The sequence below is a fragment of the Candidatus Electrothrix sp. genome (genome assembly GCF_052785085.1).
In genome coordinates, this window is sequence record NZ_JALAAI010000001.1 from 49,982 (window position 1) to 63,546 (window position 13,565).

Here is a 13,565-nt window from a genome sequence, read left to right on the forward strand (position 1 = left end):
GAGATTATGCACGGGGTGAGTTACTTCATCGGTAGATCAGGATAGTTTATTCGCATTTCCGTTTCATCATCAGCCGACAAAGATGAAGTGACAGTAACAATGATTCTTGATTTCATGTCCTTGAATGATGTCGAATCTTCCTGAATCATGCCGCCCAACTTGATCGGTTGAACATGCCGCGTTGTGCTTCCGTCGCATTTTTTAGTGATGATGACCGCATAAAGAGGAGCATCGGTATACTTCCTCCATTCCACAGCTCGCAACGCATCGGCTGTGCTGATCACAGAGGTTGATTCCGGTATACGAGTACCGTCAGGACCACTCACATATTTACCTGAGTGTCCTATCGGATCATAAGAGCTTACAATATACCGCACATCCAGCTGTTCCGGATTTTTTAAAACGATCTCCAGTGCATTGCAGAAACCGGATGTTTCACTGTGCCTTGCATCATACTCTTCATCAAACTTTTTCAGATTTTCAAAAAGATCCTTCAATGGATTGCCGGAATCTGCTGCCTTGCGATCCTTGGAGGCATACTTGACAGTCACTGTTTTATTGGAAAGCATCTTAACCGTGCATGTTCTTCCGAACATAAAGTCACATCCAGTCCAAGATACAAGTTTCTCCTTCCCGAGCCAACTGCCCGCAGTTGCAGGCGCAGTCAAATAAATGAGTGTACCATTCTCAATATCACCCACAGAATAATCAGTTGTACCGGTGTATTTTTTCGGCTTACCAACAATTTCTACATCATGGTCGGCAAGCCCCGATGACTGCACTGTAAGCTTCCGTGCAATCTCTTTGTGTTCGACCTCTTCTGCCGAGGCGGGAACTATTTGGGTATGCAGAAAAAACAGCAGCAGGATAGTCTTGACAAAGAAACGGCTCATGCTCTTTCTCCTTAGTAAACAATCGAATACAGGTTACGGGATCGACTCATCATAAATTATAAAATATTTCTACAAACTACACTGACGCAACAGCCGGTTCAATGCAAAACGGCGTGCAGAGCAAAACAGCAATCCCCCCTCCTCACTCCACCCGCCTGCAACTCTCATCCACCTGCTGCCATTGCTCCTTCAGCCGTTTCTCGGAGACCGGCATGGCTAAGACATGGCAAGAAAGATACTTACTCAGCCGGGTACACTTTACCGGCTTGATCTGAATAATCTGACAGAAAGCGCAGTCCTCTTTCCAAGCTGCCGAAGCTGGGGACATTTGCCGAACGTAAAGTCGGAAAGTCAAGCTGCCGGGTCATGGCAAACTGCTGCACAGTGGGTTTGTACGAACGCCCTTTGGGTAATTGTCCAGAAAGCCATTCTTTGATTCCCCGTCGAGCTTCCCATGAATCGCGATCCCAAGCTGGAAACCCCATCCGCTCTAAACAGGGAAGAAAAAGCACCTCATATTCCGGATGCAACAGCACGTAAGCTGTCGGAAAGGGAAGCTTGAGTGTTCTTAATTGCTGTGCAATCTGCGGCGCAAGATCCTTGGGACATTGATCATCCTCATCTCGGAGGATTAACAGTGCTCCCGCATCAGACTTAGTGCGAATGAACTCGGCCCCTGACATTACGCCGCCGGATTTATGCCCCTGCCATTGATGCAGGTTCGGCCAGCGCAACGGCTTACTCCAAGGAATATTGTATAGACCGATATCGTGACTCAGGCGGGTAATAAGATTCTGGGCTGCCTCCACTTCCCCGTGTCCTTCCACAAGCAGGTAGCCCTTTTGACCGCTCAAAATCATTTCCTCCAGGACGTATCATCAAAAAGAGAAAGCTGCAAGTCACCAGACATAAAAAGGTCACCCAATCGTAACAGACTCTTGCGGACAGGTTCCAGCTGCTGACCTGTTATTTTTTGCACATCTGTCTTCCCTTCAACCCGGTTGACCACAAAAATAACGTCGTTCTCAATGTCAACAACATCAAGAATAATCGGACTGTGCGTGGTGACAAAAACCTGGGAGACCTCACTGGCCTGCCGCAGATAATCGTAAAGCATGGGCAGAGCACCCGGATGAACGGTCAGTTCAGGTTCCTCCACACCGATCACCGGAAGAGCGGGGGATTGAACCAAGGCTGTCAACAGTCCGGCGACTCTCAATGTCCCGTCCGACTGCTGGGCCGCATCAAACCATCGTTTCGCTTTCTGCCCCTTGACCTGCTGCTTAAACTCGGCTATCAGATATCCCGCCGCGCTCGCCACCCGGACATCCTCAATATCTCCGGTGAGCTTTCTCAATCCTGTAACAATATCATCTTTGGCGTACTTTTCTTTCACCAGTTCCCGTAAAATGGATACCCAATTTTCTCCATGTTCTTTGAGCGGATGGCTTGAATCAAAACGCTGCGGAACCCGAAGAGTGTCCGGGAAGATAGAATAGACAGTGAGACCGGACAAGAAGTCAACCAAAGGCTTAAACTGTTTCGTCCCTCCCAAGGGGGTCAGGGCAAGGGACTGTTCATCCATAAAGGGTGCCACCCCTTCCGGCCCGTCCCAGTCGTGCCCGTTTCTGACAAATGACACTTTTTCCTCGCCGTTCGACCCGTACATAATTGCTTTTTCTGTCTTTACCCTGTACTCTTCAAGACGATCACCGGTAATAATAAATTCATATGTTACATGCTGCTGATCAATAAGAAGCTGCAATTCTATGTGTACATCAAAAGGGCGCCCATGACTGCGTCTCCGTACAGTGTCAATACCGCCTCTCTGAGTAATAGCGGCAGGTAAGCCCTGCATAACCGAATCCCTGACAAAGGAAAGCACATCAAGAATGTTTGACTTTCCCGATCCGTTCGGTCCTATAAAGAAGGAAAGTTTACCCGGTTCAAAATGAATGTCAGGACCAAGACTGCGGAAATTGGAAACAACGAGTTTTTTAATCATGATGGATTGAATCGTTGATAAGGTTATGTACGGGCTGAACATTGGCTGACAGTATACTTCAAGAAACAAATCAACATCTACACGTTCCTGAACATTTTTTCAAGCAGACAACATCACTCCACCCTCCTGCAACTCTCCTCCACCTCCTGCCATTGCTGCTTGAGCCGCTTTTCCGAAATTGGCAGAGCCGTACCTATCTCCGGGGCAAAGACCGATATGCGGAACTCCTCCACCATGCGGCGATACCGGGCAACCGCCTCCCGGCAGGGAGCGGCAATACTCCCGCCTGCTTTCTGCTCGGCCTCTTTTCTTTCCAGCTGACGCAGATGTTCGGCAAAGGGCTGCACCCGTTTGGCCTTGTCCGTATCTTTAAGGGGACTATGTTCGGCCCGCTCTATCCGCTTGGCCAGAGCCTGAAGATACCGCTTCCGGTCAAGTGCTTCTGCCGGAGACAGACGGGTAAGGAAATCCGAAGGAACAAGCCCTGCCAAAAGATCCTCATACTCGGCAAAACGGGCCTGATCCGCACTCCGGCTCTTCCCGGCCCGTTGTTTACTTTGCGTCAGAGCGACCTGGGTCTTGCGACGTTCCGTCAGCAGATCCAGCACCTGATTAAGCTGTTCCCTTGCCAGCCGGGTTATCCCCTGGCTGCGAAGATCCTGCACAATCTGTTCAAAGCTGGCCTTGCTGGGCAGATCCCCATCAATCTGAAAGAGATCATCCAGGATACAGTGCAGCAGCAAGGTCTTGGTTTCTCCGGCCCCGGCCTTGAGGCCCAGGGCAAGCCAGGAGGCTGTATGACCGGACACGGCTGCCTTGCATTCCTTGGTGATCACCTTGACCTCCTTGCTGAACTCCCTGGTATAGAGGAAGCGCAGGCCCTTCTTATTCTGCGCTCGGGCCTGGGCCGCATCAGCGATATATTTCAGACTGAGGAGTTGCTCCGGCCCCTTGCCCTGTTCCAGGAATAAAGCCGGATAGTAGAGTCCCGTGACCCGGTTCTGCTGATCCCGAACCGGCAGGGGCTGTGGTGCCTCACTAAAATCCCAGGACTGGATATCCTTTCTCACAGGCAGGTCTTCGGCCTTACTCCCCTGCCCTCCTTGGATTGCCTGCTGCATTGGCCCGCAATGTCGGGCAAGTTCATGGAAATCACGCGTATAATGCAGGGCCTTTCCTTGCTCATCACAGAGACGAAAACGCATGCGAAGATGGAGGGAGAGATTCTCCAACTGCCAGTCCGCCCGTGTCACTCTGACCTGAAAATGCCGCAGGAGAAGACGCTCCAAGGCCGGGTACAGGGAACCTTGGTAGAGATCCATACCGTCCATGAGCAGGGCCGCCGTGTCCGGCAAAGGGACAAAGAGCTTGCGCAGGCGTTTGGGCAGCCCCTTGAGCAGGGCCGCCACCTTGTCTTCCAGCAGGCCGGGCACCAGCCACTCAAAGAGATTCGGCGACAGGGCCGGGCAGCAGGAGACCGGGATATCCACAGTCACCCCGTCGTCCTCCTGACCGGGATGGAAGGTATAAGAAAGCCGCAGCTCGCCTTGAGGCGTGGTCAGGGTTTTCGGGAAGCGGTACAGCTCATCGCTTTCCGGTTGGCTTTGGCAAAGATCCTCCTCTGTCATCCTGAGAAAGCCGTCCGCTTCCTCACCGGGCTTGCTCTGTTTTCGCTTCCTGCTCAAAAAGCGGTTCAGGGTGAAGCGGTCATAGACCTCACCGAGCCGCTGATCGTAAAACTCGTACAAAACCTGCTCATCAATCATGATGCCCCGCCTGCGCAGGCGTTCCTCCAGCTCTTCCTGTTGCCGGGCCAGGGCCAGATTATGCTCAAGAAATGGATACTTGCCGCTGAGTTCGCCGGGGATCAGGGCTTGGCGGATAAAGATCTCCTTGGCTTCCGCTGCTGTCTTCTTGCTGATGCGTCCGTAGTTCACCCGCCGGTCCGCAGCAATGACCAGGCCGAATAAGGTGACCTTTTCCAGGGCAATGACCTGGCCAGACTTTTTCTGCCAATGCGGGTCCGAGTAGGAACGTTTGCAGAGGTCACCGCCCAGGCGTTCCAGCCAGTCCACTTCAATGGTGGCGGCCATGCGGGCAAAGAGCTGCGAGGTATGGACAAAATCCGCTGCCACGATCCACTGCCCTCCCTTATTATACAGGCCGGAACCGGGAAAGAGCATGGCCTCCCGGTTGCCGGAGATCTGGTAGGTATTCTTCTCCTTGCGCAGGGCAATATTGCGGAGAAAACCTGCGGTCAGGGCCTGATGTACCAGGGCCGGGGCTGTAGGGGCAGATGTTTTGACCGAAGAATCTTGCGATTCCGGTAGGGGCACGGCATGCCGTGCCCCTACTTCGTCCTTGTGCGAATCACCAATGCGATCAAGGGCACCGGCAAACTCCTTATGCTGCTGGAGGATACGGAGAATCTGATCATGGATATCAAACCACTCCCGCATCCGTTGCCAGGAGCAGAAATTAGCCTCGCAAAAACGGCGCAGCTGCCCGGCGGACGGCGTAGGGGCAGACCTGCGTGTCTGCTCTTTATCATCCCGGCGGCCCTGCCCGTCATCAGACGAACCGGGCGAAGACAGGGCTTCACCTCGACAGGCATCCCACATATTAACCAGGGTCAGGACATCCGAGCCAGGATAATGAAAGGCGCGGTGGGCCTGCCGGGCCTTTTCCAGCTTATCCGGCGGTTGGACACGGGGATCCTGAATCGCCAGGGCCGCAGCAATGATCGCGGTTTCCCGGAGCACGCCCAGCTCCGCACCCTCAATGATCATCCGGGAAATACGCGGGTCCAGAGGCAGGCGGGCCATGATCCTGCCTTGCCGGGTGAGCCGCTGCTCGCTGTCAAGGGCACCCAGTTCCCGAAGAATACGGAAGCCGTCATTGACCGCTCTGGGGGCAGGCGGATCGATAAAAGGGAAGTTGCGCGGTTCGGGCAGACGCAGGCTGAGCATCTGCAGGATAACCTCGGCCAGATTGGAACGCTGGATCTCAGGCAGAGTGAATTCATCACGGGCAAGGTAATCCTCCTCGCTGTACAAGCGGATGCAACGCCCCGGCCCGACCCGACCGCAACGGCCTGCCCGCTGATCACAACTGGCCCTGGAAATCCGGGCCACCGGCAGATGGGTGGTCCCGGCCCGCACATTATAATGGGCGATCCGCGCCAGGCCGGTATCCACCACGCATTCTATGCCCGGCACCGTGATGGAGGTCTCTGCCACATTGGTGGCCACGATGATCTTGCGCTGCCGGGCAGAACGGAAGATACGCCGCTGCTCCCCGCCCTGGAGCCGTCCGAACAGGGGCAGGATCAGGGCGCGATCTGCCAGTTCCCTGCGCAGCAGTTCCACAGTGTCCAGGATGTCCCGCTCCGTGGGGAGAAAGGTCAGGATATCCCCGCCGGGCCGAGCCATAAGCCTGACAATCTGATCAGCGACCAACCGGTCAATATCCTGACTGCTTTCATCGTCCTCGTTGTCCGGGGGGCAGTATTCCACCGTGACCGGATAGGTGCGTCCTTCCACCTGGATAATCGGGGCATCATGGAAATGCTTACTGAATTTTTCAGTATCAATGGTGGCCGAGGCAATGATCAGCTTGAGGTCATGGCGGCGGGCCAGCAATTGATGCAGGTAGCCGAGCAGAAAGTCGATGTTCAGGCTGCGCTCATGGGCCTCGTCAATGATCAGGGTGTCGTAGGCCCGCAGATCGCGGTCGCCCCGGGTCTCGGCCAGCAGAATCCCGTCGGTCATGAACTTGATCCGGGTTTTCGGGCCGGTGCGATCCTGAAAGCGAATCTTGGACCCCACCGTCCGGGCCTGCCCCAGCTCCTCCTGAACCCGCTCGGTCACCGACAGGGCGGCAATACGGCGGGGCTGGGTACAGCCGATCATGGCCCCCTCCCCTGCCCGACCTGCTTCCAGGCACATCTTGGGGAGCTGGGTTGTCTTGCCGGAGCCGGTATCACCTGCAATAACGATGACCTGATTATCCCGAACGGCCTGGACGATCTCGTCCTTGCGGTCGGTGATGGGGAGGTTGCCTGGGTAGTTGAGCTGCATGGGAAAGCGTGCCATTGCGTCCGGTTGTTTTTCTTGAGAAACGTTTCTGGTTGCCACTTTACCCGATTCATGGGGAGGATGCAAAGCCCCTTTTCGCTCGCCCTTTCTCGCATAATAGACTATATGTTCAGGATAATACCATGATACTGGGAGGGAACATATGAGCGGCAACAAAATCATCCTTGGGGATAACTTCGAGACGGACGGCGGCAAGCAATACATAGCCAAAGACAGTGCCACGCTTACTGTCAATGAAGGTCAGCAGGTGCCTGTTGAGGAACTGCTTACCCTGTTGAATGAAGTAAAGCAAAAATTGGCTAACCTGCCTGTGCCGCAGGAGGTCAGGGAGGATGTCGAGCACGAAGTCAACGGTGCGCTGCGGCAGGCGCAACGAAATCCGCCGGATCGTAAGAAGATCGTGCAGAGTCTCCGGGATGCAACTGCTGTTCTTCTGGAAAGCTCCAAGACCATCAAGGCGGCAGTGGTGGTAGGGAATATGCTGGGACAAGGCTTGAAGTATTGCGGCGAGCAGTGGACGAACTGGATCGGATGAAATAAGGGCAGGGAACTCGCATGGGCGAACAAGATGAAATTCATGGAGATAATTTTTCCGCCAAGGGGCCTCAGTCTGTTGCCAAAGATCGGGGAAGTGTCGTTTATCAGGGTGTTCCGTTAGAAGATTATACACGGGCAATTCGAGAAGAGGAAAGAGCAAACATGAGAGCAGAGCGGCTTGCTGAACACTTAAAGGAACTGCAAGAGTGTTTCAGAGAGATTCGCGCTGATGAGCTAGCTGATCAAGCTGCTTATCTTGAGCTTGAAATACTACTGTTTAAGAGGATCAAGATATGATAAACAAGTCCATTTCCTTCGGCACGAAAGACGTCAATATTGCGCAAGGCGATGGAACCATTGCTTGCTACATTCCTGAGCCTTCTCAAGTCCCATGTCAACTTCCTCTACCTAATGACTGTTTTGTCGGTCGTGAAGAAGAGCTTGCCCTGCTCTTTGAGTCATTGCGTCCCGGCAAGATTATAACCATCTGCGGACCGGGCGGCATAGGTAAAAGTGCATTGGCAGCTCAGGCGGTGCATAAATTGGAAGAAAGCAGGTTCCCGGATGGCATTATCTCCCATAGTTTTTACCATCAGCCAGAAATAGCACATGCCTTAAAACATATTGCCCAATCTTTGAATATTGAACCTGAGCCGACTTTGGAAACTGCTGTGCTGCTTGCCTTGGCGGGTAGAAAGATGCTGCTTATCTTGGATGGTACGGAGGAAGCAGACGACTTACCAACCATGCTTAGACTGGGTGGCACATGCGGAGTATTGATCACCAGTAGGAAAAGATCAGATGCGCTGGGTTTCCGGCTTGATCTTACACCGCTGTATGAGCAAGAGGCAGCAGAGGCATTTCGCAAGTATAGCGGGGAGGTAGATGATGATGCAAGCGTGCAGGGTATCTGCAACATTCTTGGCGGATGGCCAGTAGCCTTGCAACTCGCTGGTCGGTATCTCAGAAGCACGGGCGAGAGTGCGGCGGACTACCTGCACTGGATAGAAAGGGAGCCACTCAAGGAGCTGGGTAGCGGTTCTCATCAAGAAGAGAATGCAGCCTTGCTGCTGCGCCGCAGCGTAGCTCAGGTGAGCGATGATGCCCGACTTGCGCTGGGCGCGGCAGGTTGCTTGGCCTTTGCGCCGATTGCTTCTGAACCGGTTGGTGCCATATTTGAGTGCGATGAACGCCGAGGCCGCAAGGCATTAAACGAGTTGGTCAATTATGGCATGATGGAGCGCAAGGAGGAACGCTGGCAGATAAGCCATGCGCTGATTCATACCTACTCTCGCACCGAGTTGGCTTTGAGCAAGGAGAGCTTGGAGCGGCTGGCTGCCTATTATATTTATTTCTGCGAGGAACAAAGCCAAGCTGGATTGGAGGGCTATGCCTGCCTGGACAAAGAAAGGGCGCACTGCCTGCGCCTTACGGAAAGCTGCCTGAACAGTAGGCTGTTGGATGAAGTGCAAGCCTTGGTACGAGCAATTATCATTTACTTAGACCGACAGGGATATTGGACAGAAAAGCTGACCATTGTAAGCATGAGATTGAATGCGGCAAGGTTGAAAGAAGAGAGGCGAGATGAAAGCTGGTGTCTCAATGAATTAGGTGAAACTTGCTGGAAGCTCGGTGAGTATGCAAGAGCACTGGAATATTACGAGCAGAGTTTGCTGATTCATCGTGAATGGGGATACAGACAGGGCGAAAGTCTTACTCTGAATAATATCGGTCTCATTTATGACATACAATGCAATTATGAACAGGCTTTGCAATGTTACACGCAAAGTCTGATGATGCAGCGAGAGGCAGGTGACAGGGTTGGAGAAGGCACAACATTAAATAATATGGCTATGGTTTATATGAAGATAGGCGACTATGAAACAGCATTGACCTATTTACAACAAAGCCTGCCTATCAGCATGGAGAGCAGCGATAGAATCGGTGAAAGTGCAGCCTTAACCAACATAGCCGCAATTTACCGTACTCAAGGCAATAGGTCATCAGCCTTGGAGTATTTAAAACAAGGATTGGCAATCCGACGCGAGCTGGGAGACAGGGCCGGGGAGGCGCAAAGCTGCTGGAACCTCGGTCGCACCTACGAAGACATGGGCGACCTTGCCAAGGCAGAGGAATACATCAGCCAGGCCGTGCGGATTGAAGAGGAGATCGGTCATCCCAAATTGGAAGAATGGCGCGAGGGATTGGCACAGGTGCGGGCAAAACGGCAAGGGGCGAAGGAAGCATAGCGGCGCAAGGTAAGGGCATTTCGCGAAACGTCCTTACGAAACATATCCCCACTATAGTCCAACCATTCCTTACACCATAGTGCAACTACTCTTTCCACTATAGTCCAAATCCCAGTTCCACTACAGTGCAACCATCCTTTCCACCATAGTGGAACCCTTCCTTGCAAACTGGTTGACACCCTCCTCCGCCCGCCTTACGATACGTCATTATAAACTCGTCCGACTCTCTCAACCAAATACATCAAAGAGGAGGCCCCTCATGCAGACAATCCAATGGCGACCCGAAGTAAACGCAATGACCACTCCCCCGTCCTGGCGCATCCTTGCCGTGCCTCGCAGCTCAGCAGGCATTGAGGATATCGCTGCCGACATCGCCCTGCAGCACCCCAACTTCAGCAAGGCAGACATCCTGACCATCCTCCGGGCCGAGGACAAGGCCGTGCAGGAGCGACTCCTCAACGGTGAGCAGGTGACCAAGGAGGGGAGCTGGAGCTGGTTTGTCTCTTTCAGCGGCAGGCTGAACCACCCGAACGACCCGCTGCCGCCGATTGATCAATGCCTGAATGTCAATGTGCGCATCTCACCGCCCTTTACCAGGGCTATCCGTCAATCCGCCCGCACAGAACGCCTGCCTGTGCGCGAAAAGAAACCAGTGATCAGCACGGCCCGCGATGCGGTGCTCGACCTGGACAATGTCCTGAATCCTGATGGCATGCTCCGGCTCGGGGGCCGCAATCTGGACTTTGACCCCAAGCAGCCCGACAGCCAGTGTCTCATCAAGGGCACCGAGAGCGGCAGTGCCGTCCAGAGCCGCTTTGGCATGATTGAGAAGAGCAGCATCATGCTCATACCTGACATCCCTGCCCAGAGCCAGCCGTGGAATAACGAGTACACGGTCTCAGTCTCGACCCGCTACAGCGCGCACGGTACTCTGCGTACCGGCGCCTGCCGACAGATGCTGCGCAGCCCCCTTACGTTGAGCGGCCTGAATCAGCCTGATCCGCCAGAGCACGGCATCCTCACCGGCAACGCGGCCAGCCCTTATGTCTCGGTCATTGGCGGCACGGTGACAGCGAACGAGACGCTCCGCATTCAGGTCATCCTTGACCACCGCAAGAAGGTGCTGCTCTTCAGTTTGCTGGATATGGAGGAAAAGGGAAGGACAGGCACTGTCGTGCCGGTGCGTGAGAATGGCGGATGCACCCTGCCGGGCTTTGCGGACTCGGCTGTCAGCAGCCTCAGCATCCGGGTAAATGACTATGCCGCCTTAAAGGAGACAGTCAGGAACAGCTACAGCGGACGACTGGTGGATGTGCTGGATATTCGGCTCTAACCACCCAGAAACTTCTGTATCTCCTCCTCGGTCGGCACAGCAACGTTAGTGGCCATGTAGTTCTGTCCTACCTGCTCCTCCTGCCGATTCAACCGGGCGATACTGCCTTCAATCACCTTTCCGGCCGCAACATCTATCGGCACAAGCACCTGCACGAAAAGATAAGAAGGATGGAATTGCAACTCTTCCACACGCGAACGATGCTTTCGGCAGACCATATCCAAGGCCTCCCGCATCTCCTGCTGCTTTTCCTCTCCCGGACACTCCGCTTGCAAGGCAAGGACAAAGATATAGCGCAACCGCTCACCATCTCCACCCAGCCCGGTTGAGATCAGGCCCACAGGCTCATCAAGCAGGTCCGACTCCATCCGCATCCGACATTCATACAGGGCTACCTGACTCCAGGGTTCGAGGGATGAATCACAGCACTTGCAATACTTCTGCACAAGCTGATAGGCATCTACCGTACCCCAGCGGGCGAGTTGTGCCAGAATATTCTTTTTTTGAGCAAGAGACAACGCCCTACCGGACAGCTCTTGGCCTTGACGAAGCAACATGGCGTAATCCGGCTGAGGATCAAGCCATTCCAGCTCAGTCATGAACTGCTCATACACATTCTGGTCAAGCTCCTTGTCCGTGATAATGAACTGGCCAGGGATTGCTTCCGGGAAGTTAAACACATTTCTCCCATTATCAGACAACTTCAGATCGTTCATTTCTCTTTGCTCCAAATAAAGGTGATCGTCCTCTGTATGCGCTGAGGACACTGAACAGCACGCTCCAGGATTCCCTGTCTCGCTGTAGCAACAGATACATGCATATCGGCATCCTCATCACAGATTTACAAAGACGGTTTTGTAAACTCTTCCCTCTTCAAACCATACTTCTTCATCAACTTATGCAACTGCCGGGTACTGACGCCTGCTGCTTCTGCACTTCGGTTGATCTTCCCCTGGGTACTGGTCAAGACCTGCTTGAGGTAACATCGCTCAATCTCCTCAATTGCCCGCTTTCGCACTTCTGCCAAAGAGAACATAGTGTCCATCTGAATGTGGGTCAGGGAACCATCCTGATTGATAAAGAGCTCTGCCGGAAAACTGTCTGGCGAGAGCACAGAAGAAGGCTCAATAATGCAGGCACGCTCTATAATATTCTCCAGCTCTCGAATATTTCCTGGCCAGGAATACTTGCGAAAGGCATCAATAACCTGGGGGTGGATCCCGGTAATGTTTTTTGTATAGAACCGGTTGAATCGTTGGATAAAGCCTGTGGTCAGACCAGGAATATCCTGGGTGCGTTCTCGTAGCGGGGGCAGTTCAATGGGAAAGACATTGAGCCGGTAATAGAGATCGCTTCGAAAGGCCTTTTCCTCACAGAGCTGTTTCAGATTCTCATTGGTTGCCGCAACAACCCGGACATTCACACTGGTTTCCTGTTCACTGCCTATCCGTTGCAAGACACCATCCTGAAGAACCTGGAGCAGTTTAATCTGGGCTGCCGGAGTGATGGTGCCGATCTCATCAAGAAACACCGTGCCATTATTCGCCATCTCGAATCGGCCCTGTTTCCTTTTGATTGCACCGGTAAAGGCCCCTTTCTCGTGCCCAAAGAGCTCGCTTTCCAGCAGGGTATCAGGAATTGCCCCGCAATGCACCTGGATAAAAGGCTCATCACGCCGGTTGCTGTAATTATGGAGCAGGCGGGCCAACACACCCTTGCCGGTTCCGGTTTCGCCAGTGAGCAGCACAGTGCTCTTTGTCAAGGCCACGGCCCGGACATCTGCAAACACCTTTTCCATGGCCGGACATTGTGTCTGGACAAAAGGGGAAAAACCCTGATCCTGGAATGGCTCTTGAAGAGCGTCAAGCCCAGCTTGCACCTGCTGTGCATTATTGAGCTTATTGTTGATCACATCACGCATAAGGCTTCATGAAAATATGAACTGTGTGTTCCTTTTTGGTAATACTACGAACCAAGAGTTCGTAATATCTTGCCCTTGTCTGATATGCAAGGATTTAATAGGCTCTTCCTTGCTTTTTCCTGTTTACTGATCACCTGAAAAGGGCAATGCAAAGGAACTTTGAGTTCCTGGCCCTGCCAGCACCGCATCTTTCGACCTCATAATAACAACATCTTATCTTTCGGCATAGAGTTTGCTATAAATGCTCAGGAATTATTTTACCTGCTTTTACCTGCTATAGGAGGCATTATGAAAACCAAGAGATGTCCGAGCTGTGATGGAAGGATCAGAATCTATTACGATCATGAGCCAGGCGACGAGGTGTACTGCGAGGATTGTCAAAAAGAATTCCAGTTAATGAGCCTTAATCCTGTTATCCTGGATTCTTTTGATTACGATGAAGAACTCTATTTTGAAGAGGAAGAAGAGTATTAGTCAGAAGGGATTGCTGCTTTGGCATGGGTCTTTCCGGGTCTGCCAAAGCAGCGCAG

At 53.0% G+C, this 13,565-nt stretch carries 11 protein-coding genes; 5 read left to right on the top strand and 6 right to left on the bottom strand.

From position 1 onward, the window contains the following. Nucleotides 1-20: 20 nt before the first annotated feature. The 4 genes from L2082_RS00290 to L2082_RS00305 all read right to left on the bottom strand — a co-directional run bounded on the left by L2082_RS00290 (nt 21) and on the right by L2082_RS00305 (nt 7,034). A complete protein-coding gene (locus L2082_RS00290) occupies nt 21-893 on the bottom strand; it encodes a hypothetical protein (protein WP_446007837.1) in 873 nt (290 codons plus the stop codon). A gap of 239 nt (nt 894-1,132) precedes the next feature. After that, entirely contained in the window at nt 1,133-1,747 is a 615-nt protein-coding gene (locus tag L2082_RS00295) for a hypothetical protein (protein ID WP_446007836.1), read from the bottom strand. A gap of 2 nt (nt 1,748-1,749) precedes the next feature. Next, complete coding sequence (locus tag L2082_RS00300; RefSeq protein ID WP_446007835.1) at nt 1,750-2,898, bottom strand: AAA family ATPase; 1,149 nt, start codon at nt 2,896-2,898, stop codon at nt 1,750-1,752. Between the two features lie 113 nt (nt 2,899-3,011). Then, a complete protein-coding gene (locus L2082_RS00305; protein ID WP_446007834.1) occupies nt 3,012-7,034 on the bottom strand; it encodes a DUF3418 domain-containing protein in 4,023 nt (1,340 codons plus the stop codon). Between the two features lie 103 nt (nt 7,035-7,137). Between L2082_RS00305 and L2082_RS00310 the strand changes: the two genes are divergently transcribed. From L2082_RS00310 to L2082_RS00325, 4 genes are all read left to right on the top strand, one after another. Beyond that, complete coding sequence (locus L2082_RS00310; RefSeq protein ID WP_446007833.1) at nt 7,138-7,530, top strand: hypothetical protein; 393 nt, start codon at nt 7,138-7,140, stop codon at nt 7,528-7,530. 20 nt (nt 7,531-7,550) lie between these two features. Next, nucleotides 7,551-7,829, top strand: a complete 279-nt coding sequence (locus L2082_RS00315) for a hypothetical protein (RefSeq protein ID WP_446007832.1) — start codon at nt 7,551-7,553, stop codon at nt 7,827-7,829. Then, the gene (locus tag L2082_RS00320) at nt 7,826-9,781 is read left to right on the top strand and encodes a tetratricopeptide repeat protein (RefSeq protein ID WP_446007831.1); all 1,956 of its coding nucleotides are present in this window, start codon (nt 7,826-7,828) and stop codon (nt 9,779-9,781) included. The genes L2082_RS00315 and L2082_RS00320 overlap by 4 nt, the downstream gene beginning before the upstream one ends. A 259-nt stretch (nt 9,782-10,040) precedes the next feature. Beyond that, nucleotides 10,041-11,114, top strand: a complete 1,074-nt coding sequence (locus L2082_RS00325) for a hypothetical protein (protein WP_446007830.1) — start codon at nt 10,041-10,043, stop codon at nt 11,112-11,114. Here L2082_RS00325 and L2082_RS00330 read toward each other — a convergent pair. Together L2082_RS00330 and L2082_RS00335 are read right to left on the bottom strand one after the other, a co-directional pair. Further along, nucleotides 11,111-11,830: a hypothetical protein gene (locus tag L2082_RS00330; RefSeq protein ID WP_446007829.1), complete on the bottom strand. Its 720-nt coding sequence runs from the start codon at nt 11,828-11,830 to the stop codon at nt 11,111-11,113. The genes L2082_RS00325 and L2082_RS00330 overlap by 4 nt on opposite strands. A 125-nt stretch (nt 11,831-11,955) precedes the next feature. Then, nucleotides 11,956-13,035 (bottom strand): sigma-54 interaction domain-containing protein, encoded by a 1,080-nt coding sequence (locus L2082_RS00335; protein ID WP_446007828.1) that lies wholly within the window; start codon nt 13,033-13,035, stop codon nt 11,956-11,958. Nucleotides 13,036-13,323: 288 nt separating this feature from the next. On the opposite strand from L2082_RS00335, the gene L2082_RS00340 reads away from it, so the two are divergent. Further along, nucleotides 13,324-13,509 (top strand): hypothetical protein, encoded by a 186-nt coding sequence (locus L2082_RS00340; protein WP_446007827.1) that lies wholly within the window; start codon nt 13,324-13,326, stop codon nt 13,507-13,509. Nucleotides 13,510-13,565 lie beyond the last annotated feature (56 nt).

Coding starts and splice junctions, on each gene's coding strand:
- L2082_RS00290 (WP_446007837.1), bottom strand. CDS start 893: ATGAGCCGTTTCTTTGTCAAGACTATCCTGCTGCTGTTTTTTCTGCAT.
- L2082_RS00300 (WP_446007835.1), bottom strand. CDS start 2,898: ATGATTAAAAAACTCGTTGTTTCCAATTTCCGCAGTCTTGGTCCTGAC.
- L2082_RS00310 (WP_446007833.1), top strand. CDS start 7,138: ATGAGCGGCAACAAAATCATCCTTGGGGATAACTTCGAGACGGACGGC.
- L2082_RS00315 (WP_446007832.1), top strand. CDS start 7,551: ATGGGCGAACAAGATGAAATTCATGGAGATAATTTTTCCGCCAAGGGG.
- L2082_RS00320 (WP_446007831.1), top strand. CDS start 7,826: ATGATAAACAAGTCCATTTCCTTCGGCACGAAAGACGTCAATATTGCG.
- L2082_RS00325 (WP_446007830.1), top strand. CDS start 10,041: ATGCAGACAATCCAATGGCGACCCGAAGTAAACGCAATGACCACTCCC.
- L2082_RS00330 (WP_446007829.1), bottom strand. CDS start 11,830: ATGAACGATCTGAAGTTGTCTGATAATGGGAGAAATGTGTTTAACTTC.
- L2082_RS00335 (WP_446007828.1), bottom strand. CDS start 13,035: ATGCGTGATGTGATCAACAATAAGCTCAATAATGCACAGCAGGTGCAA.
- L2082_RS00340 (WP_446007827.1), top strand. CDS start 13,324: ATGAAAACCAAGAGATGTCCGAGCTGTGATGGAAGGATCAGAATCTAT.